Origin of the sequence: Salinimicrobium sediminis (assembly GCF_900215295.1) — a bacterium.
Taxonomy (GTDB): domain Bacteria; phylum Bacteroidota; class Bacteroidia; order Flavobacteriales; family Flavobacteriaceae; genus Salinimicrobium; species Salinimicrobium sediminis.
The window spans coordinates 996,681-1,018,270 of record NZ_OCMF01000001.1; the positions used below are offsets into that span (position 1 = coordinate 996,681).

Sequence of the window (21,590 nt, forward strand, 5' to 3'; positions counted from 1 at the left end):
ACTTCTTTTAATTTTTTATTTACAACGACACTTGAACTCCAAAAGAAAGGTTTCTACGGAATGGGTACACCCGTCCAAAAGTGTTTGGATCATTTAGACCGGCAGTGGTATAATCCACTTCAGGATCTAACGGCATGTCTAAATTATCCCATTCAAATAGGTTTTCTCCACTAAAGTAAACTCTAAACTGGTTGATCCCGAAGCTCTCTGTAATACTACCCGGTAGAGAGTAACCTACAGTAAGGTTCTTCATTCTAAGATATGACATATCCTGAAGGTAACGGGTTTGCGGCATAAAGTTTCTGATAGTGTTAGACTGTGACTGGTCAGTCGGTCTTGGATAGAAGGCATCTGTATTTTCAGGTGTCCAGTAGTCAAGTTGATGATCATACCATCCTTCATTATAACGGTATCCAGGGATTACCACTGGTCCGTTTGCCCACATATCTCTTTTTCCAACTCCCTGCATGAATACGCTCATGTCAAAACCTTTCCAGTCTGCAGCAATTCTGAAGCCATACTGCCAACGCGGAGTGGTGTTTCCTATCACTTTCATGTCTCCGGAATCTCCAACAGTTTCTGTTCCATAGTTGATCACTCCATCCCCATTTAGATCACGGTATTTCACATCCCCGGGACCATACTGGAACCAGCTGTTCTCATAAAGTTCCTGAGAAGGGATTCCTGCTACAGGAGTGCCATCGGCATTGAAGTCGCTTTCCTGGAATAACCTGTCGGTTTCATAACCCCAGATCTCACCAAGTTTCTTTCCTTCATAGTATCCATAGATCCTCATTGTAGTATTGGCAAATTTGGTGATCTCTTCCTCGTAATCAGTTAGAGTTGCAGTGGCACTAATGTTTAATCCATTATCGAAAGAATGTTTAAAATCGGCTGCAATTTCAAAACCGGTAGTAGTCAACTCTCCAAAGTTTCTTTTTGGAGCTCCTGTTCCAAATGAACTTGGAAGAGTTACACCTTCACTGTGCATATCGCTAACCACTCTTTCATACCAGTCAAAGCTAATACCAAGCCTGTTCTCAAAGAATCTTGCATCAACTCCAAGGTCAAGGGTGGTAACAGTTTCCCATGTTAAACTGGCGGGTTGTGCAGGAGGAGTTCCTACAGTAACCTGGTTGGTACCATCTATTACCCATCCTGAGTTGTAAGGATTCATGATCCTGTAAATATTTCCGAGTCCGGCGTTAGGATTCCCCAATTCACCCCAGGATCCTCTAATCTTTAAGAAAGAAAGGTATGGATCAGCAAAATCCATGTAATCCTCTTCAGTAAGTATATAACCGGCAGAGAATGATGGGAAGAAAGCCCATTTTTCATCTGCAGACAAGCGGGAAGCTCCGTCATAACGGCCGTTTAGCTCAAGAAGGAATTTGTTCTGGAAAGCGTAGTTAATTCTTCCGAAGAAACCAAAATTTCTCCATTTGTTACGGTCTCCGTCCACGTATTGATCTCCGGTTGCCAAATCTAATTCCCCCATATTAGGATCAATAAGATTTCTTCTTTGGGAAGAGTGGAACCAATATTCATATTCCTCATAGTCACCCCCGGCAATTACTTTGAAGTCATGATCTTCACCTAAGAGTTTATTGTAGGTAGCAAAGGCCTTAGCAGTGTTACGGTTGCTCCAGTTCGAGTTGTACTGAACTCTGTTATAAGCAGAGCTGCTATAAGGCTCGTAAACAAGATTTGCACCTGTAGCCCAGAAGTTATAAGCGGAAAGTACTCCTCCCACCATATAATCATGTCCCTCATTGCGGTCATGAGTATAATCAAAATCAACAGAAAGATCTTCAATAGGAGTTAATGTTCCTCCTAAAGTAATTCTGGTCATATTATCTGTATACTCATTCATTTTCGCCTGTTCTACTTCAGAAATATGGTTTCTGAAAGGATGTCCTTCATAAGTTCCATATGGATAGGATGCAGGCCACCTGGTCACATAGTACCATGGGTCATAAGTGGCGCTTGAGAAATAGAAAGGCTGGGTGGTCAAAGAGCTATTGTACTGAATATTTGCTCTCGTTGAGAACCAGTCTGTAATAGAAGAGTTAACGCTAAGGTTTACGTTATACCTGTTGTATTCATCAGGATTTGTTTTTAAAACCCCAACCTGGTCAAGGTATCCTAACCCAAGATAGTAGTTTGTATTTTCACTACCACCGGAAACTGAAAGGTCATGTTTTTGTTGAGGAGTCCATTCCTTTACGAACAGGTCCATTGCATCCCAGGAGCGGTAGAAGAATAAACGACCATCCCTGATCTCGAAGTCACGTCCAAGCACCATTTCGGGTCCAAGATCCTGACCTCCATATTGCTGCTCCCACTCTCTCATTTTTTGAACTGCAAGATCATCAAAGTACATTCCCACTGTACCAAAAGAAGGAAGATCGGGGATCCTTCTTCTTACCGCTGCAAGAGCCATTTCTGCACCTTCGGCTGCAGGCGCAATTTTGGGCATAGTGGTAGGAGTCTGCCAGCTAAAGTTATTGGAATATGAAACTGTAGGTGCAGTATTTCTTTTACCTTTTTTGGTAGTAATAAGAATTACCCCCCAGGTTCCACGGGCTCCATATATAGAGGTGGAAGCTGCATCCTTAAGTACAGATATATTCTCAATGTCCTGTGGGTTGATCATATTAAGGTTTGGCACCTCTACGTTGTCTACAAGAATTAGAGGTTCAGCTCCCCCTGCAGTTCCCAATGTTCCTACGTTACCACGGAGTTTAATGATAGGATTATCTCCAATTTGACCACTCGGTGCAGTAATGGTAAGACCCGGTGTTGTTCCCTGTAAACCACGGGCAACATCGGTAATTGGTCTGGCTTCAAGAACTTCGGTATCCACTGTGGATACAGCACCGGTAAGATTTGCCCTTTTTTGAACCCCATATCCAACAACAACGACCTCATCAAGATCCTGTACGTCATTTTCCATGGTTACCTGGATAGTACTTCTTCCATTGACAGGAATTTCCTGGGTCCGGAATCCAACATATGAAAATACTAATACAGGATTTGTTCCGGAAACATTTAAAGTGTATTCCCCTTCAAAATCTGTAATAGTACCCACTGTAGTGTCTTTCTGATAAACAGACACCCCCGGAATTGGCATTCCAGATTCGTCGAGAACTTGTCCTGAAACCTCTATCCCCTGCGCAAACGATTTCGAAAATGCGCCTAAAATAAAGAAAACAAGAAGCAGATGTAATTTTCTTCTCATGATTAAATTTTGATTAAATGGTCAATTTTTGGTGTAATTATTAAAAGTGTGAGCAAGATAAAGGAATTTATTCTAAGAATAAAAATCTTTGTTAAAATAAATGTGTGATCTCTACATGACTTAAATGAAATTTTTATAAAAGTTTAAGGTAAGTAACATTTAAAGCTAATCTCTGCCACCCATGAATCTTAAAACTTTCCGAACACTCTTATGCTCCTCCAAAAGAGTTGAAGCTTCTTTTTCGCTGACATTCAGTTCTTCCATGATCATTTTTATGCCGCGGTTCACAAGTTTTTTGTTCGATAGTTGCATGTCTACCATTTTATTTCCTTTTACCCGCCCCATTTTGATCATACTGCTTGTAGAGATCATATTGAGCACCAATTTTTGTGCGGTGCCAGACTTCATCCTGGTACTTCCCGTTACAAATTCCGGCCCCACCACAACTTCAATTGGAAATTCTACTTCTGCACCAAGGGTACTGCCGGCGTTACAGGTAACACAGCCCGTAGCTATTCCTTCCTTCCTGGCTCTTTTTACTCCTCCAATGACATAAGGAGTGGTGCCCGAAGCCGCAATACCCACCAATACATCTTTTTTACTGATGTGGAACTTTTCAAGATCTTTCCATGCCTGTTCAGGGTCATCTTCAGCATTTTCTACCGCGTGTCTAAGAGCGTGATCTCCGCCGGCTATTAAGCCGATTACCCAATCTTCTGAAACTCCGAAAGTCGGAGGGCACTCCGAAGCATCAAGAACCCCAAGTCTGCCGCTTGTACCGGCACCAATATAGAACAGTCTGCCGCCTTCCTGCATCCTGGATACAATAACATCAACCAGTTTTTCAATAGCAGGCAACTGCTTTTCTACTGCCAGAGGAACAGATTTATCTTCGGTGTTAATATTCTCAAGTAATTCCCGGGTGCTCATTTTCTCAAGATGATCATAGTTCGATGATCTCTCGGTTGTTGGTTTATTTTCCATAGCTCTTTATTTTATTCTGAAAGTGGATATATATTAGAAAAGACTCCGGGGATCCCTTTTTCGGCACCCCACTCTATATCTGGTGTTCTGTAGAAGTTAATGTCCAAAGCCCGCAGTCTTTCTCCATGCTTCCCAAGTCTCCTTGCAAATTCATTAAAATTTCTTCGTTCTCCGGGGGTCCACCCTACTTCTGCGGCAGCAATAGCCCGGGGCCAGAAACGATTATCCATCATTTCGTCGGTAAGCACAAATTCACTCCAAACCGCTGCCTCTACTCCTATGAGATTAGGATTATCATTGTCAAAATTATAGGTGTTTTCAAGGCTTACCCCGTCTTTCTTACACCAGTTGTTAGTATTCTCCTGGCCGGGTACATTAGCATGGTCCAGGTATAACCCGGTGCAAAGAGAGTGAATTACCTTTACATCTTTCACTACACTCTCAACTTTTCCATGCCATTGCTGACTTATAAGACCTGAACTGACCTGAGCTTTGGTAACCTCTTCCCAGCCAATTGTAGTTTTTCCATATGACTGGACAATTGAATCTGCTTTAATCACAAACTCTTCGTACCGTGGGTCTTCAATCTCATCTCCTCCAATATGGAGCCAGGGGCCTTTGGTGATCTCTGCCATTTCCCCAATTACATCATTTACAAATTCATAGATCTCCGGTTTATCCAGGCAGAATTTGCTCCAGCCCACATTGTAATCCTGAAATATTGCCGGCGGAATTGCACGTTGGGGAGTAAGATTAGAGTATTCTTCACAATTCAATTCCGGGTAAGCCATCAGTGCAGCATAGATATGACCGGGCATATCGATCTCAGGAATTATAATGATATTCCTCTGCAGGGCGTAATCCTGAAGCTCCTTATACTCCTCTTGTGTTAGGAATCCTGATCTTCCTCTTCTTACGGAACTTTTTCCTCCAACCTCTGCCAGTTTTGGCCAGCTTTTAATTTCAATCCTCCAACCCTGATCATCTGTGAGGTGCAGGTGAAGGCGGTTCATTTTATACAGGGTCATCCTGTCTACGTGCCGTTTCAAATAATCCAGATCGAAAAAACTTCTGGCGACATCTACCATGGTACCTCTCCAGGAAAATTCAGGTTGGTCTTCAATAAATACTTGTCTTAGTACAACCTCTGCGTTTAATCCCCCACTTTCAATTTCAGCAGGAAACATTTGCCGAAGCGTCTGAATTCCATAGAATAGACCGGCATTTGAAGCAGCTTTTAACAGCACCCCGTCATCTGAAATATCCAGCTGATAACCTTCTTCTCCTAAAGTTTCTTTTAAAGTTGCATCCTGAATGAGCTTCCAATTTCCGCAGTCGCCGGATGGCTGTGTAGAAACAGCAAATCCGGCCTTTGAAATTAAGGTTTTGAGCCATTCGGAGGCTTCCTTAGCTTCTCCGGTATAGCAAATATTGTTTTTAAGAGGAATTACATAAACCTTGTTTTCCCAATTCACCTGTGCCGGAAGCGGGATCAAGGCGGGTTCATCCGGTATGGCTGTAGTCTCCTTAGTTTCCACATGCCCTGTTCCACCACAGGATAAAATTATGGTAGCAAGAAGTAAGAAACAAAAGCTTCTAAAAAAGTAATTCATGATAATGATTTTTAAAGATTTTAGGATCAACTAAATATTCCTAATTCTCGTACCGATCCTCATTCTTAATTTTATCCATCTCAATTAAAAGGTTTGCTACCTGCTGAGTAACGGCGCGGAAAAATTTTTCTCCTTTTTCTTCTGAAGCTTTTTTTGGATTTCCAATACCGGTATCGTCAGAAACCAAATGCCATTTTCTTTCACTCCAGGCCCAGCCTTCTTTTATTGCGGTCAACCTGGATCTTTTCTCCTCCCCTGTTCCGGCTTCTTCCAACGGAAGCACCAGGTCTGGCCTTAAGTGCAGCATGAGACTGGTTTCCATTTCATCTGCATGATCTCCGGTTTCTTCAAAAAACTGCTTCCGGTCTACCGTTTGGAAGAAATTAGTTGTCACAAGTAACATTTTTGGATACCTGGCCCCTACCTCTCTTAAAAGACCTTTGAAATTATTTCCGCCGTGCCCGTTCAGCAATAAAAGTTTATGGATCCCCATTCGGTTTAGTACCTCCACTACATCATTAAGGATAGCAAGTTGGGTTGTGGGGTAAAGATTTATGCAAAGCTCTACCTCCGTCTGGCCGGTATTCACTCCAAAGGGAATGTTTGGCAATACCAGCACTTTTGCTCCGGCGTTCCAGGCTTTTTTAGCAGCTTCGGCGGTAATTGCTTCTATTTGGAAATTATCTGTAGCGTAGGGTAAATGAAAATTATGAGCTTCCGTAGCACCCCATGTGAGCACAGCTACTTCAGTGTTCTGTTCTTTTATACTTTTCCAGTTGGATTCTGCCAGAATATAAGGTCTCATGCCTTTCTGATTTTATGTCCTGCTATAGCGTAATAAAGAATAAATAAATAGAGAGGTACAGCCACCCAATAGGCAGCCTGTTTGTCCATGACTTCAGCTAATCCTCCGTAAGCGAGCGGGATTATAGCACCCCCGGCAATTCCCATGACCAGCAAAGAGGAAACAGCTTTGGTAAGCTTTCCAACATCTGCCAAAGCTAATGGCCAGATTGCAGGCCACATGAGCGAATTTGCCAATCCCAAAAGAGCGATAAATGCAACAGACATAAAGCCGGAAGTAAAAATGGCTCCCACTGTAAAAATCACCCCAAGAATAGCACATACTTTTAATGCGTTTTCCTGTTTGATAAACTTTGGAATGGCTACAATTCCCAGTAAATATCCTACGATCATTGCTCCCATTGTTCCTGTTGTAAAACCTTTAGCGGTTTCAAAATCGAACCCCTGGAAAATACCGTAATCAATAATGGTATCAACAGCAATTACCTCCACTCCCACATATATAAAAAGAGTAACAACGCCTAAAATGGCATGTGGATAATCTGTTATCTTCTTCGTTCCTTTTTTAACGGCTCCTGCATCCTCTTCGTCTTCGGCTTCTACTTCAGGAAGACCCGATTTATAAACCCAAAGAGCCAATAGAAGCAGTACAACAATGATCCCAATGTAGGGCGGAATTACCCGAAGCGCCATCTCATCTAAAGCAGCCTCATCTGTGGTTCCTGCCAAAACTTCAGCTTTGTCCAGCTGCAGGAATAAACCGATTAATATCGGAGCCACGGCACCAGCCAGTTTATTGCAAATTCCCATGATGCTTATGCGTTTTGCAGCACTTTCTGCAGGACCTACTATGGTAACATAAGGATTAACTGCTGTCTGCAGAATTGCCAATCCACCTCCCATTATAAACAGTCCCATGAGGAAAATAAGATATGTCCTGGACATTGCCGCCGGAATGAAAAGCAAGGCTCCCACAGCCATTACCCCAAGAGCAACAGACATTCCCTTTTTAAATCCAAAATAAGTAAGGGTTCTGGTGGAAACAGGCGCCATCACCACATAAGCGATATAAAAGGCAAAGGTTACGAAGTAGGATTGAAAGGTGGTGAGTTGGCACGCAATTTTGAGGTAAGGGATCAAAAGTGCATTAAGCCAGGTAACAAATCCGAAGATAAAGAATAACGCTCCTATTATTATTATAGACCGGGTGGCGCTACCCTGATCTTTAGTGGCTGAAGACTTAGAAGTTGCAGTAGTTGAGGACATAGTATTGTTATTAGTAGCTAATTGATTCAGGTGCCTCAGCTAAAATTAAAGCTGCGGCCCCTAAAAGGGCAATATTCGGTGTATTTGATGGCTTTATCACCAGTTGATCTTTAACCTTTTTAAATGGAAAGTCTTCCATGGCCTTTTTTAAAGAGGCTTCAAAGAAAGGAAAAGCTTCGCTTATTGATCCGCCCAATAGGATGGCCTGGGGAGAGAGTATATTTAAAATCAGTTTTAGTGCATTACCTAAATGTGACCCATACTCCTTAAAAAGAGCCAAAGCGTTTTCTTCCCCGTTTCGGGCTTTTTCAAAAGCTTCGGTTCCTGTGAGACCATGTTGCAGGAAAAATTTTCCGCTACAGTAATCCTCAATGGTCTTGTCCAGGTAACTAATATTACCAAATTCCCCTGCACTCGAAAAAGCACCGGAATATAGTTTATGGTGCACAATAATACCGCATCCAAAACCGGTTCCTAAAGTCACACCAACAAGATTCTTATAAAGTTTTCCTTCGCCAAACATCTTTTCTCCAACAGCGAAAACGTTTGCATCATTGGTTATGCGAACAGGTTTATTAAAATGTCGCTCTAAATGATCCTTCAGGTGCACTTCTTTAAGAGATGGAATGTTCAGCAGATCGAAAAGGATTCCATTCTCTTCATCGATAAGTCCGGGAACGCCTATTCCAATTCCATAGAAATCACTACCTGCAATTTCTTCTATCCCGGTGGTAAGTTCATCTAAGATCTGCTGTTTTGAAGCTGTAGAAGAAGTTGGAAAATCGGCTTCTTTAATTATTTTGGTGTCCTGAACGATCCCGATCCGGGTTTTTGTCGCTCCTATATCAACACCTACAATTTTGTTGTTCATAAAAGTAAGTTAGAGGTCTTATGACCTTGATCCATCCTTCGCCCAAAATCCCTTAAAACAATTTTCCCGAATATTGAAGGGAAGGTACACAAAGAAGCTTTTTATTTTTAAAATACGCAAATACTTTTATAAAAAATTTATAAAAGTTATGCACAGCAAATCCCGTTTTTGGATTGGTGTTTAAGACCTGCAGGAAGCATTATAATTTTTCTTTTCAGCCTTTTAAAAAAACTATATTTGTATCTTTTAAACCCACAGGTTTTCTGAGAAGAAAACTTACCTGAAAATGACACATGAAGAACATTCGGAATTTTTGCATTATTGCCCATATTGATCACGGAAAAAGCACCCTGGCCGACCGGCTTCTGGACGCTACAGGATCTGTGACCGATCGTGAGAAGCAGGAACAGCTTCTGGATAGTATGGATTTGGAGCGGGAAAGAGGTATTACCATTAAGAGTCATGCGATACAAATGGACTATACCTATAAAGGAGAGCAATATATTCTGAACCTTATCGACACTCCCGGCCACGTAGATTTCTCCTATGAAGTCTCACGGTCTATTGCTGCCTGTGAAGGAGCCTTGCTGGTAGTAGATGCTGCGCAAAGCATTCAGGCGCAAACTATTTCCAACCTTTACCTTGCACTTGAAAACGACCTGGAGATCATTCCTGTACTGAATAAGGTGGACCTGCCAAGTGCTAATCCTGAAGAAGTTACCGATGATATCGTAGATCTTCTGGGATGTGACGCATCAGATGTTATTCCGGCCAGTGCCAAGACCGGATTGGGAATTGATGAGATCCTCGCTGCAATTATTGAAAGAATTCCGCCGCCAACAGGAAAAGTTGATGCACCGCTCAGAGCATTGATTTTTGACTCGGTTTATAATCCTTTTCGCGGGGTGGAGACCTATTTCCGCGTGATCAATGGTTCTATCAAAAAAGGGCAGCATATTAAATTTGTTGCGACCGATAAAAATTATTTTGCTGATGAAGTGGGGACTTTAAGGCTGAAACAATTCCCAAGACAGGAGATAAAGACCGGAGACGTAGGCTACCTTATCACCGGAATTAAAGAAGCCAAAGAAGTTAAAGTGGGTGATACCATTACTGATGCAAAGCATCCCACCACTGAAGCTGTACCCGGATTCGAGGACGTAAAACCTATGGTTTTCGCCGGAATCTATCCCGTTGATACAGAAGATTATGAAGACTTGCGGGCGTCGATGGAGAAACTTCAGCTTAATGATGCTTCCCTGGTATTTACTCCTGAAAGTTCTGCAGCTCTTGGTTTTGGTTTTCGATGTGGATTCCTTGGGATGCTGCACCTGGAGATCATCCAGGAGCGCCTGGAGAGAGAATTCGATATGACTGTGATCACCACAGTTCCTAACGTATCTTATCACGCTTACACTCATAAAAACAGGGATCAGGTGATCCTGGTGAACAACCCTACAGATCTACCTGAACCTTCCAGCCTTGACCGGGTGGAGGAACCTTTTATTAAAGCCACCATTATCACCAAGGCAGATTTTGTTGGACCAGTGATGTCTCTTTGTATTGAAAAAAGGGGACAGATCACCAACCAGACCTATCTTACCACAGACCGTGTGGAGCTGTCTTTTGACATGCCGCTGGCAGAGATCGTTTTTGATTTCTATGACCGCTTAAAAACAGTTTCCAAAGGTTATGCTTCTTTTGACTACTCTCCAATCGGAATGAGGGCTTCAAAACTCGTAAAAGTGGACGTGCTTCTCAACGGAAATGTAGTCGACGCACTTTCGGCCCTGCTACACGTGGACAATGCTTACGAAATAGGGAAAAAAATGTGTGAAAAGCTGAAGGAGTTGATCCCGAGACAACAATTTGACATTCCTATTCAGGCTGCTATTGGTGCGAAGATCATCGCCCGTGAAACTGTAAAAGCCCTTCGGAAGGATGTTACAGCAAAATGTTACGGCGGGGATATTTCCCGAAAGAGAAAGCTTCTGGAGAAACAGAAAAAAGGTAAGAAAAGAATGCGACAGGTTGGAAATGTAGAGATTCCGCAGGAAGCATTCATGGCGGTACTAAAATTAAATGATTAATTCCCTTAGTATCAGGAGCCAGGAGTAAATACTTTTGATTTACATAAAGAAACACCTCTCAAAAATGCATTTTTGAGAGGTGTTTCTTTTTAAGAACTTCCCGGTAAATACCCTCCGGTATTCCTGGTTTTAATGGTTCTGATCCTCCTTTTCGGGTTCCAGATCTTCTACCGCCTCATCGAAATTTTCCCTGGTTTCTTCCTTATTAAGCTCTTTGGAAATCTTTTTTCCAAGATAAACGAGTTTGGAACCCTCTGCTATTTCCATTTCGGCGCTATGGGAGGGAATGATCCTAAGATTTCCATCTGGCGTTTTGACAAAAAGAGGAATGATCTCAGGATCTGTTTTGGAGATCTCCAGTAAGCCCTGGTAATGTTCTTTACTATTGAGTTTAGATTCATGGATCTCGGCATACTTTCGGGCAACTTCAGTCAGTTTTATATAATCATCGGTATGGGAAAATAAACCTTCTTCGGGATTGACTTCAGGATCGTTCATCTCATCTGAAGAAATTAACCTAAAAGCCCCCTTCTCCCCAAACTGGCTTTGGAATTTGGTGATGGCCGTTTTGTTGATATCGCTGTTTCCGGTCATTGCCATGAGGTAACCTACATCGTTTAGTTCGATATTGTTCATAAGATCGTCCTGGTAAACACTACCTTCAATGGCTTCCAATCCTAAATCCTTTGCTTTCTGAATGTTATCGGCATTGTTATCTACCAGCACTACATGTCTTCCATTTTCGTGGAGGTATTTTCCAATAAGTCGGGAACAGGAGGACGCCCCGATAATAAGAATTCCTTCAGCATTTTTAATGAAAACCCCTACCAACCTGGCAAACATTCGTGCAGTGGTAGCATTTAGCAGCACCGAAAAGAGCACGATCATAAATACCAGGGGAGTGATAAATTCGGCGCCATCCACTCCTTCCCGCACCAGCTTTAATCCGAAGAGAGACGCGATACCGGCAGCCACAATACCTCTTGGCCCAACCCAGCTAATGAATATCTTTTCATTCCATTTCAACCCCGAATTAATGGAACTTAAAAATACCCCCAGCGGTCTAACGATCAACATCACTACTCCAAACAACAAGAGGGCTTTCCAATTATAGATCAGCATCAATTCGCTGTACTCAATATTTGCGGCAAGCAGGATGAATAGGATGGAGATCAAAAGAACACTCAGGGATTCTTTGAAGTACAACAACTCCTTGATATTTGGAAGCTTTTGATTTCCCATGACCATTCCCATTACCACCACTGCAAGTAAGCCGCTTTCATGGGCGAAAATATCTGCCAGAACAAACACTCCCAACACGGTTGCAAGCGTAAAAACATTCAGCAAATAGTGGGGAATAATATTTCTCTTGATGAGCTGTGCCAGGATATGGGCGAAGGTAAATCCAAAGGTAAATCCGAAAAGCAGGATCTTTCCAAATTCTGTAAGAGCAGTACGGGTGAAATCCTGACCGCCCTCTACCATTATGAATTCATACATTAAAACCGCGATGAGGGCACCAATGGGGTCGATAAGGATCCCCTCCCATTTAAGGATTGAGGAAACGTGTTTTTTCAGGGGGATATTCCTTAGAATAGGCGATATTACTGTGGGACCTGTAACAATAATGAGGGAAGAAAAGAGAAAAGAAATTTGCCAGGAAAAGCCATAGATAAAATGAGCTGCAAGCCCTGCTCCAAAAAAAGTGACCACTACCCCAACGCTTATAAGCTTCACAATAACGGGCCCTATATTTCCAACTTCGCTTTTCCGCAGAGTGAGGCCTCCTTCAAAAAGAATGATGGCAATGGCCAGAGAGACAAAATAGAAAAGACTTTCCCCGGGAAAAATACCCACTTCCCCATTCCAGATGGGCTCCAACCACTTACTCCCATCATCTGTGAGCAAGGTGGAAATAGGTCCCACCATCAGCCCTATCAATATAAGGGGTAAAATGGCCGGGGTTTTTGTTTTCCACGCTACCCATTGGGCTAAAATTCCCAGAATCACCAGTCCGGCTAATTCAACCATATTTTTTATTTTACACTGTTAAAGACAAAATTGAGACTGTAGCTTCTCCTACTGCTCAAGTCGCTTAAAATAGTAAAAACCTGTGTAAAGTGGGAAGTAAATTTACTTTTTCAGGGGTAAATGATGATCCTGCTTTTATTAAAAAAGTATTTTTCGAGTTTTGCCGGAATAGAGGAAAGTACATTTTGATATGATCTGGAACCTTTTCTGGCCGATACCAGAATGATTATATCTTCTTCCTGCATATCTCTTCCAAGGATCAGGAAATCATTCCAGTCAGAAAAAAGCTGATAAGTTACAGGAGTATCTATCTTTAATTTTTTTAGTTCCTGCTGAATGGCTTTTTTAGTCGTTTCATTACAGTTTATGAAAACCGGGACACTTAATTCTTTTGCCAGGATATCGATTTTTTTCAGCCAAAGAATAAATCCGGGCTCTAATTCAGCAAGGGAAGGTACTATTGCAAAAATGCGCTTATGAGTCGCCAAAGGCTGACCAAAATGAGTAATAAATGAAGTCTTGTCATTAGCCGCAATAATGCGCTCCATCTTTTTGCCTATCAATTTATCCATCAATCCTTTTTCTGAAGGCCATCCAAAAATGATAAGATCGGCAATGATTTCTTTGGATTTACGGGCTATTCCCTGAGCCACATTTTGATCTATGGTTGCATGAATTGTAACCTCTGCTTCGGCTGCTGAAGCCTGACTCACAAAATCCTCCAGTTTATTTGTAGCCCTGGCAATGTTTACTTCAGCTTCGGCATTGTTCGGAACTACCGAAAGAATGGAAATTGGATTAGGAGAAACTTTATCTTTTATAAGAATGGCGAATTCCAGCAACTTATCAAAATTGAGAATATTGGCGATAGGCAGAAGGATGGTTTCATTTTTAAATGAATCGGTTTTTTGAACTTCCGCAGAAAGATCCCTTTCAACCTCGGCCTTTAATTTTGTTGCAGCCCGCTGGGTGGCCAGGGTTGCGACAATAGAAGTGATCAAAATAAGAATAACTGTACCGTTAAGAATGTTTTCATCAATGATCCCTGAGTTATATCCCACAATGATCACAGCAAGTGTGGCCGCCGCGTGGCCGCTGCTTAGTCCAAAGATCACTTTTCTCTGCGCTGCGGAATATTTAAAGGTTAGCTGTGTAAAAAAGGAAGCGAGCCATTTTCCTAAAACAGCCACCAAACTTAAGGTTCCTGCTACTATTAAAGCCGTAGGGCCGCTAAAGATGACTGTTATATCCACCAGCATTCCCACGCTTATCAGGAAAAACGGAATGAACAGGGCATTTCCTATGAATTCAATCCTGTTCATTAAGGCGGAAGAATGGGGGATAAGCCTGTTCAATGCAAGACCGGCAAGGAAAGCCCCGATTATAGGTTCTACTCCTGCCAGTTCTGCCAGAAAAGCCGCTATAAAAACTACTGTGAGCACAAAGATGTAATGGGAATGTTTTTCATTTTCCATGCTGGTGAAAAACCACTTTGCAATTCGGGGGACAAGAAAGAAAAGGATGGCCGAAAATATGGCAAGAGAAATTCCCAGTCTCTGCCAAAAGGCTGCATCCAGCGTCCCTTCATGGTTCCCCATGATCACCGCCAACACTATAAGTACTGCGGTATCTGTAAGTATGGTACCTCCAACAGTGATTGCTACCGCTTCATTTTTAGAGACCTTTAGTTTACTAACAATAGGATAGGTTAGCAGAGTGTGAGTGGCAAACATACTAGCCGTTAAAAAACTGGCATTAAAATCATAGTTAAGCAGGTAATAGCACACTGGAAATCCTATACCTAACGGAATTATAAATGTAAAGAAACCAAAGAGGAAACTCTTGTTTCGGTTGGCCTTGAACTGGTTCATATCCAGTTCCAAACCGGCTATGAACATGATGTACAGCAATCCAATAGTGGAAAATAAGTCAATTGCCGAATTTTGCTCCAGCAACCCCGCGCCAAAGGGACCTATGATAATTCCCGAGACTATGAGAATAATAATTCCGGGGATATTGAGTCGCCTTAGAACAATTGGAGAAATAAGGATAATGAGCAAAATAAGGGAAAATACCAGCACAGGATTAGTGAGCGGTAACTCAAATTCGTGCTCCAGGATCTTCAGGAATTCGTTCATTTATTTTCTTAATTAAAAGTCTAAAAATAGAAGATTAGCCGTGCTTTAAATGAAATCTCTTCTAAATAATATTATTTTTAAGGGATTTTTATGAATTTCAACTAAAACTAAAGCCGATCTTTTGTCAATCTTAGGCCAACTTTTATGGATCCCTGCTTTGCCAGCCGGAAATTAAAAAGGAACTTATGGAAGAATTCAACATTTTCAACCTTCTAATTATCCTTACCGGCGCCTGGGTGGGTGGGGCTGCAGCAAAAAGGTTGGGCTATCCTGCTATTTTAGGAGAACTGGTCATTGGGATCATTCTTGGTCCGGCTATTTTAGGTTTACTTGAAACTTCGGAAATGATCAGTGTCCTGGCCGAAGTGGGGATCATCCTGCTTATGGTCTACATTGGGATGGAAATAAATTTCAGGGATCTCGGAAAAGCTTCCTGGCCCGGATTACTCGCAGCAATAGGAGGTTTCGTAGTGCCTTTTGGCCTTGGGTATTATACTATAATCTACTTTGGCGGCACCCAAATGGCAGCCATGTTTGTTGCTATTGCGGTTGGTGTCACCTCCCTGGCTACTAAAAGCCGTATCCTCGTAGATCTGAAACTGCTCAATACCCGTATTGCCTATGTTCTTATGGCCGGGGCTCTGATCTCGGATACTTTAGCGCTTATTATTTTTGCAGGCCTTATAAGCTTCGTTGATGCAGGGAATATCGATACGCTGGGCATTATGTGGGTGGCAGGAAAAGCAATTCTGTTCTTTGTTTTAACAGCGGTAGCCGGAATTTACCTGCTTCCGCTGCTGGGAAAATTCCTTACAAGAGCAAAAATAAAAGACAGAACCTTACATTTTACACTGATCCTCATCATAGTATTTGGATTTGCAGAACTGGCTGAACTGGCCGGACTTCATAGTATTCTTGGCGCTTTTATGGCGGGGCTTTTTATAAGGGACGGTGTATTTAACCGGCAGATCTCCAAAGAAATCAACGATATTTTCCATGATGTATCCATAGGGTTTTTGGCACCAATTTTCTTTGTTTCAGCAGGATTTAATGTCACACTGGATATTTTCCAGACAAACCTGCTCATGCTTATTGCAGTTACCCTCGTGGCAATGATAGGTAAGATCGGCGGTACAGCTCTTTTCTACCTTCCCAGCGGATATGGTTGGCGGGAAGGAATCACAGTAGGTACAGGAATGAATGGAAGGGGAGCGGTAGAGATCATTATTGCGGGGATTGGACTGGAAATGGGAATTATTTCTGCAGAAATTTTTTCCGTTCTGGTGTTCATGGCCATCTTTACTACTTTGACCGTACCTGTTTTTCTTACCTGGACCACAAAATGGCTCAAAAAAAGAGGAGAACTGGTGCACCAGGAATCACGGAAAGGTTTTCTTATCCTGGGGGCAAACCCGCTTGGAATTTATCTTGCAAAACATTTGGATAAAGAAGATTTTGTTACCGTGGTAGATTCAAATCGTGAGATGGTGGAGCTTGCAAAAAAAGAGGGTCTTAATGCAGTAGCAGGGAACATTCTGAAAGAAGAAACAATGGAGCAGGCTAATGCAATAGAGAAAGGAACTTTTATTGCCCTAACTGCAAACAGCGAGATCAATTTGCTTGCTGCACAACTGGCTAATGATTCTTTCTATATCCCCAGAAAAATTGTGCTTATGGACCCTAAAGAATCGGGGGCAGGAGTTGATATGCTTGACAGGATCAATGCTTCTTCCATGTTTGCATCCAAAATCAAGCTTGATCCATGGATCTATAAATTAACTTCGGGCGGAGCGCAGGAAATGGAAGTTGAAATCAAGGAGGAAATGACCACCAGGGATTGGATAAAAAAACAGAAGCAGGGAAAAGATGAAATTCTTCCCCTTGTAATCGTAAATACAGAAGGCCGAAAACGTCCCTTCCATTTCCACGACACTATAAGCCCCGGTGAAAAAATAATATATTTACGCTAAATTAAACTACAAACCCATTTTTACCATCTAAACCTACATGAAGATATATCCAATAGAAGCCGGAAATTTTAAACTGGATGGAGGTGCTATGTTTGGTGTAGTACCAAAATCTATCTGGAATAAGACCAACCCTGCAGATGATAATAACATGATCGATATTGCCGCCACCTGTTTGCTTGTGGAAGACGGCGACAGGCTCATTCTAATTGATACCGGGATGGGAGACAAGCAAAACGACAAATTCTTTGGTTACTACTACCGTTGGGGAGATGACAATATTGACAAATCTCTCGGGAAGCATGGATTCCACCGGGATGATATCACAGACGTCTTTATGACACACCTGCATTTTGACCACTGCGGCGGAAGCATCCAGTGGAACAAAGACAGGACAGGTTATGAACCGGCCTTTAAAAACGCCACCTTCTGGAGTAATAAGGAGCACTGGGAATGGGCTACAAATCCAAATGCCAGGGAAAAAGCCTCTTTTTTGAAGGAAAATATCCTCCCGATGCAGGAAAGTGGACAGCTTAAATTTATCCAGAGACAGGGAAAAGCCTTTCAAAGTTCTTCGGAACTTGGCTTTGGAATCCTTTTTGTTGATGGTCATACAGATAAGCAAATGATTCCCCATCTCAAATATCAAGGAAAGATCTTAGTCTTTATGGCCGATCTTTTGCCAACAGCGGGCCACGTTCCGCTTCCCTTTGTGATGGGATACGACACTAGGCCTTTGCTTACCCTTCCGGAAAAGCAAATTTTTTTGGAAACGGCAGCAAAAGAAGATTTCCTGTTATTCCTGGAACATGATGCGCACAACGAGATCATTTCTGTGAAGGAAACCGAAAAAGGAGTAAGAATGAATGAAGTATATACCTTTAATGAACTTTTTAACTAGATAAAAAACCATGAGAATTCCAATTTACAGACCTCTGCTGGTGGCCGGAATGGCCGCTGTAATGGCAGGTTGTGGCAGTACTGCCCCTACTATTGTTTCTACACCCATTGAAAATATAGATGAGATCCCGTTAAAGGTTTCAGAACTTACCGAAGTTCAGCTGCAGGGCTGGGGGGGAGCAGATCTTGTAAACGATACCATTCCTGGAATGAGTGTTCAAAAAGCATATAGCGAGATCATCAAAAACAATAAAGGAAATAAAGTAATTGTTGCTGTTATTGACAGCGGTGTGGACATAGAACACGAAGATCTTGACGGAGTGATCTGGACCAACACAGATGAAAGACCGGGCAACAACAGGGATGATGATAACAATGGGTATGTTGATGACATCCATGGATGGAATTTCCTGGGAGATGCAATTGAAGAAAATCTTGAATATACCAGAATCCTTAAAAAACTTCAGCCTAAGTACAAGGGAGTGCCCGTAGGAGCGGTAAAGCCTGAAGATCGTGAAGAATTTGAGCTCTACCAGCGTGCAAAAGCCGAATATGACAAAGAATACAATGAGGCTCTTGGGATCAAGAATCAATATGAAGGAATTGTGCAGCAGCTACAGGTATCCCATGAGGCCGTTTCTGCGCAATTGGGGAAGGAAGATTACACCCTTCAGGAGTTACGCGAAATGCAGGCCACCACAGAAGAATTGCAGCAGTATAAAGCTTTCCTGTCTCAGGTGATGAGCAACCTTGAAGGAACAATTCCGGAGGCTATTACTCAACTTAAAGAAGCTATTGACTATTTCGACGGAAGATTATCTACTCATTTCAACCTCGACCTTGACGGAAGAGCAGTAGTTGGTGATGATGTAGATGATATTAATGATACAAACTACGGAAATGCCGATGTAACAGGGCCATCACAGGATAAAGAGGATCTAAAGCATGGAACTCATGTTGCAGGGATCATTGCTGCTGAAAGAAATAACAACCTTGGGATCAACGGAGTTGCAAATAACGTTGAGATCATGGTGCTTAGAGCAGTGCCCGATGGAGATGAGTATGATAAGGATATCGCCCTTGCCATTCGTTACGCGGTTGACAATGGTGCCAGCATTATCAACACCAGCTTCGGAAAATATTTTTCAACACATCCGGAGTGGGTGAGAGAAGCCATTCAATATGCAGATGAAAATGATGTTTTAATTGTAAATGCTGCCGGAAACGAAGCTTTAGATTTGGACACAAACGAAGTTTTTCCGAACGATCAAAACCCGAAAAATGTTCAGGAGATCTCTGATAACTTTTTGACTGTTGGTGCTCTTAACTTCAAATATGGTTCGGGCCTAGTGGCCGGGTTTTCCAATTATGGAAAAACAAATGTCGATGTATTCGCTCCTGGTACAAAGATCTGGTCAACCACCCCAAACAACGGGTATGAATATTTACAGGGAACCTCTATGGCAGCTCCCGCGGTAGCAGGATTAGCAGCAGTAATTCGTTCCCACTATCCTAAATTGAAAGATCACCAGGTAAAACAGATAATCATGGATAGTGGATTGTCTTCAAACGCTATGGTGATCATTGGCGGAGACCCATCAAATACAAAAAAATTTACCGAACTATCTACTTCAGGAAAAATGGCCAACCTGTACAATGCATTAATTATGGCCGATAAAATTTCAAAATAATATGAAGAAAGGAATCATAGCATTGGCATTATTAATATGCCTTGGGGCAACTGCCCAGAATAATACAGCTTACTGGCAACAGGAAGCCAACTATAAGATGAACGTGGATATGAACGTGGAGAATTTCCAGTACACCGGGGAACAGGAACTGGAATACACGAACAATTCGCCTGATACTTTAAAAAGGGTATTTTTCCACCTGTTTTATAACGCTTTTCAACCGGGAAGTGAAATGGATGTACGTTCCAGAACGATCGCAGATCCAGATTCAAGGGTAGGAGACAGGATCTCCAAATTGACCCCTGCACAACAAGGATTTTTAAAGGTAAATACACTATCAAAGGACGGAAAAACCCTGCAATTTGAAGAAGTAGGAACTGTTCTGGAAGTAACTCTTGATGAACCTGTTTTACCGGGCCAAAAGGTGAATTTTTCCATGAAATTTGCCGGCCAGGTACCAGAGCAGATACGCAGGGCGGGAAGGAACAACAGCGAAGGTGTTGCCTTATCCATGACCCAGTGGTTCCCTAAGATGGCAGAATATGATTTTGAAGGATGGCATGCAGACCCATACATTGGCCGTGAGTGGCATGGCGTATGGGGGGATTATGATGTCAAAATAAATATTGATAAAGATTACATTTTAGGAGCTTCAGGAATTCTTCAGAATGCAAATGAAATAGGTTACGGATATGAAGAGGAAGGAGTAAAAGTAAAGAGGAAAAAAGGAGAGAAACTTACCTGGCATTTTGTTGCTGAAGATGTGATTGACTTTGCCTGGGCCGCAGATCCTGAATATATACATGACAAGCGCACGGCAAAAGACGGCACAGTTTTACACTTTTTATACAAGAACAATCCTGAAATTAAAGAGAATTGGACCAATCTTCAGCAAAAGACAGAAGACCTGTTGATATATTTTAATGAACACATAGGTCCTTATCCATGGCCGCAGTATTCTGTGATCCAGGGAGGTGACGGCGGTATGGAATATGCCATGCTGACCTTAATTACCGGCGAAAGAAGTTTTGGAAGCCTGGTAGGGGTGACTGCACATGAATTGGCACATGCCTGGTTTCAGCATCTATTGGCGACTAACGAAAGTAAGCACGAATGGATGGATGAAGGTTTCACCAGTTACATATCAGATATGGCCATGAATGAGGTGATGGAAATGAACAGGGAAAATCCGCATCAGGGTTCTTATAGAAGCTATTTAAGATTAGCAAACTCAGGCGTGGAACAACCTTTAAGTACTCATGCAGACAGATATACCTTTAATGCAGCCTACGGAGCTTCAGCTTATTCTAAAGGAGCAGTTTTCCTTTCGCAACTGGGTTATGTCATTGGCGAAGAAAACCTTCAAAAAACCCTGAAGAGATACTATGATGAATGGAAATTTAAACATCCAACTCCTAATGATTTCATTAGAGTAGCTGAAAAAGTAACCGGCGCCGAGCTGGATTGGTATCTTACAGATTGGACCAGAACTACGAATACTGTAGATTATGGAATCAAAGCGGTAGAAGAAGAAGGAGATGAAACTCGTGTGATCCTGGAAAGAATTGGTGTAATGCCCATGCCTGTTGATGTTAGAGTGACCTATGCAGATGGTACTTCCGAAAATATTTATATTCCTTTACAAATGATGCGCTGGGAAAAACCGGGATTTGAAGAAAAAGAAATTAAGGAAGATTGGGCCTGGGCTTATCCTACCTATTCTTTTACCCTTGAAAAGCCGAAATCTAAGGTGGTTTCTGTAGAGATCGATCCTTCCGAAATGATGGCAGATGTGAACAGGGAAAACAATTCCTATTCTCAGGAGCAACAATAATTTGTTTTAAGAATAACATTTTTAAGCCCCTTCACTTGAAGGGGCTTCTTATTTTCAATCGGGAAAATTGAATCATCCATTGCTGTGGATATTATCCCTGTTCCGCCGTGGGAGCTCTTTCAACACTTTCCGCAGAAAGTAATTTTTAAATCAATATTTT

At 42.1% G+C, this 21,590-nt stretch carries 13 protein-coding genes; 5 read left to right on the forward strand and 8 right to left on the reverse strand.

The features are described from left to right. Positions 1-19 precede the first annotated feature (19 nt). The 6 genes from CRO16_RS04510 to CRO16_RS04535 all read right to left on the reverse strand — a co-directional run bounded on the left by CRO16_RS04510 (position 20) and on the right by CRO16_RS04535 (position 8,779). Positions 20-3,241, reverse strand: coding sequence for a SusC/RagA family TonB-linked outer membrane protein (locus tag CRO16_RS04510; protein WP_097055122.1), 3,222 nt, complete (start codon positions 3,239-3,241; stop codon positions 20-22). Positions 3,242-3,406: 165 nt separating this feature from the next. Beyond that, positions 3,407-4,225 carry an N-acetylmuramic acid 6-phosphate etherase gene (gene murQ / locus CRO16_RS04515; protein WP_097055123.1) on the reverse strand — a complete coding sequence of 273 codons (819 nt, stop codon included), beginning with the start codon at positions 4,223-4,225 and terminating at the stop codon, positions 3,407-3,409. 11 nt (positions 4,226-4,236) lie between these two features. Continuing rightward, positions 4,237-5,838, reverse strand: a complete 1,602-nt coding sequence (locus CRO16_RS04520) for a beta-N-acetylhexosaminidase (RefSeq protein ID WP_097055124.1) — start codon at positions 5,836-5,838, stop codon at positions 4,237-4,239. A 40-nt stretch (positions 5,839-5,878) separates the two neighbouring features. Then, entirely contained in the window at positions 5,879-6,643 is a 765-nt protein-coding gene (locus tag CRO16_RS04525; protein ID WP_097055125.1) for a creatininase family protein, read from the reverse strand. Further along, a complete protein-coding gene (locus CRO16_RS04530) occupies positions 6,640-7,908 on the reverse strand; it encodes a sugar MFS transporter (protein WP_097055126.1) in 1,269 nt (422 codons plus the stop codon). The genes CRO16_RS04525 and CRO16_RS04530 overlap by 4 nt, the downstream gene beginning before the upstream one ends. A gap of 10 nt (positions 7,909-7,918) precedes the next feature. After that, positions 7,919-8,779 carry an ROK family protein gene (locus CRO16_RS04535; RefSeq protein WP_097055127.1) on the reverse strand — a complete coding sequence of 287 codons (861 nt, stop codon included), beginning with the start codon at positions 8,777-8,779 and terminating at the stop codon, positions 7,919-7,921. Between the two features lie 293 nt (positions 8,780-9,072). Here CRO16_RS04535 and lepA point away from each other — a divergent pair, with 293 nt between their 5' ends. Next, positions 9,073-10,869: a translation elongation factor 4 gene (lepA, locus tag CRO16_RS04540; RefSeq protein ID WP_097055128.1), complete on the forward strand. Its 1,797-nt coding sequence runs from the start codon at positions 9,073-9,075 to the stop codon at positions 10,867-10,869. A gap of 129 nt (positions 10,870-10,998) precedes the next feature. Here the strand turns inward: lepA and CRO16_RS04545 are convergent, their stop codons facing one another. Together CRO16_RS04545 and CRO16_RS04550 are read right to left on the reverse strand one after the other, a co-directional pair. Next, the gene (locus tag CRO16_RS04545; RefSeq protein ID WP_097055129.1) at positions 10,999-12,900 is read right to left on the reverse strand and encodes a cation:proton antiporter; all 1,902 of its coding nucleotides are present in this window, start codon (positions 12,898-12,900) and stop codon (positions 10,999-11,001) included. 110 nt (positions 12,901-13,010) lie between these two features. Next, positions 13,011-15,038 carry a cation:proton antiporter gene (locus CRO16_RS04550; protein WP_097055130.1) on the reverse strand — a complete coding sequence of 676 codons (2,028 nt, stop codon included), beginning with the start codon at positions 15,036-15,038 and terminating at the stop codon, positions 13,011-13,013. Between the two features lie 185 nt (positions 15,039-15,223). Here CRO16_RS04550 and CRO16_RS04555 point away from each other — a divergent pair, with 185 nt between their 5' ends. From CRO16_RS04555 to CRO16_RS04570, 4 genes are read left to right on the forward strand one after another with little or no spacing between them, the layout of a single operon-like run. Continuing rightward, on the forward strand, positions 15,224-17,008 hold the full coding sequence (locus CRO16_RS04555; protein ID WP_097055131.1) for a cation:proton antiporter: 1,785 nt from the start codon (positions 15,224-15,226) through the stop codon (positions 17,006-17,008). Positions 17,009-17,045: 37 nt separating this feature from the next. Next, positions 17,046-17,906, forward strand: coding sequence for an MBL fold metallo-hydrolase (locus tag CRO16_RS04560; RefSeq protein ID WP_097055132.1), 861 nt, complete (start codon positions 17,046-17,048; stop codon positions 17,904-17,906). Positions 17,907-17,916: 10 nt separating this feature from the next. Beyond that, on the forward strand, positions 17,917-19,596 hold the full coding sequence (locus tag CRO16_RS04565) for a S8 family peptidase (protein ID WP_097055133.1): 1,680 nt from the start codon (positions 17,917-17,919) through the stop codon (positions 19,594-19,596). Position 19,597: 1 nt separating this feature from the next. Further along, positions 19,598-21,430 (forward strand): M1 family metallopeptidase, encoded by a 1,833-nt coding sequence (locus CRO16_RS04570; protein WP_097055134.1) that lies wholly within the window; start codon positions 19,598-19,600, stop codon positions 21,428-21,430. Positions 21,431-21,590: the final 160 nt, after the last annotated feature.

Excerpts from the sequence above, each read along its gene's own strand:
- CRO16_RS04550 (WP_097055130.1), bottom strand. The coding sequence starts at position 15,038 with ATGAACGAATTCCTGAAGATCCTGGAGCACGAATTTGAGTTACCGCTC.
- CRO16_RS04565 (WP_097055133.1), top strand. The coding sequence starts at position 17,917 with ATGAGAATTCCAATTTACAGACCTCTGCTGGTGGCCGGAATGGCCGCT.
- CRO16_RS04520 (WP_097055124.1), bottom strand. The coding sequence starts at position 5,838 with ATGAATTACTTTTTTAGAAGCTTTTGTTTCTTACTTCTTGCTACCATA.
- CRO16_RS04525 (WP_097055125.1), bottom strand. The coding sequence starts at position 6,643 with ATGAGACCTTATATTCTGGCAGAATCCAACTGGAAAAGTATAAAAGAA.
- lepA (WP_097055128.1), top strand. The coding sequence starts at position 9,073 with ATGAAGAACATTCGGAATTTTTGCATTATTGCCCATATTGATCACGGA.
- CRO16_RS04560 (WP_097055132.1), top strand. The coding sequence starts at position 17,046 with ATGAAGATATATCCAATAGAAGCCGGAAATTTTAAACTGGATGGAGGT.
- murQ (WP_097055123.1), bottom strand. The coding sequence starts at position 4,225 with ATGGAAAATAAACCAACAACCGAGAGATCATCGAACTATGATCATCTT.
- CRO16_RS04530 (WP_097055126.1), bottom strand. The coding sequence starts at position 7,908 with ATGTCCTCAACTACTGCAACTTCTAAGTCTTCAGCCACTAAAGATCAG.
- CRO16_RS04510 (WP_097055122.1), bottom strand. The coding sequence starts at position 3,241 with ATGAGAAGAAAATTACATCTGCTTCTTGTTTTCTTTATTTTAGGCGCA.
- CRO16_RS04535 (WP_097055127.1), bottom strand. The coding sequence starts at position 8,779 with ATGAACAACAAAATTGTAGGTGTTGATATAGGAGCGACAAAAACCCGG.
- CRO16_RS04570 (WP_097055134.1), top strand. The coding sequence starts at position 19,598 with ATGAAGAAAGGAATCATAGCATTGGCATTATTAATATGCCTTGGGGCA.
- CRO16_RS04555 (WP_097055131.1), top strand. The coding sequence starts at position 15,224 with ATGGAAGAATTCAACATTTTCAACCTTCTAATTATCCTTACCGGCGCC.
- CRO16_RS04545 (WP_097055129.1), bottom strand. The coding sequence starts at position 12,900 with ATGGTTGAATTAGCCGGACTGGTGATTCTGGGAATTTTAGCCCAATGG.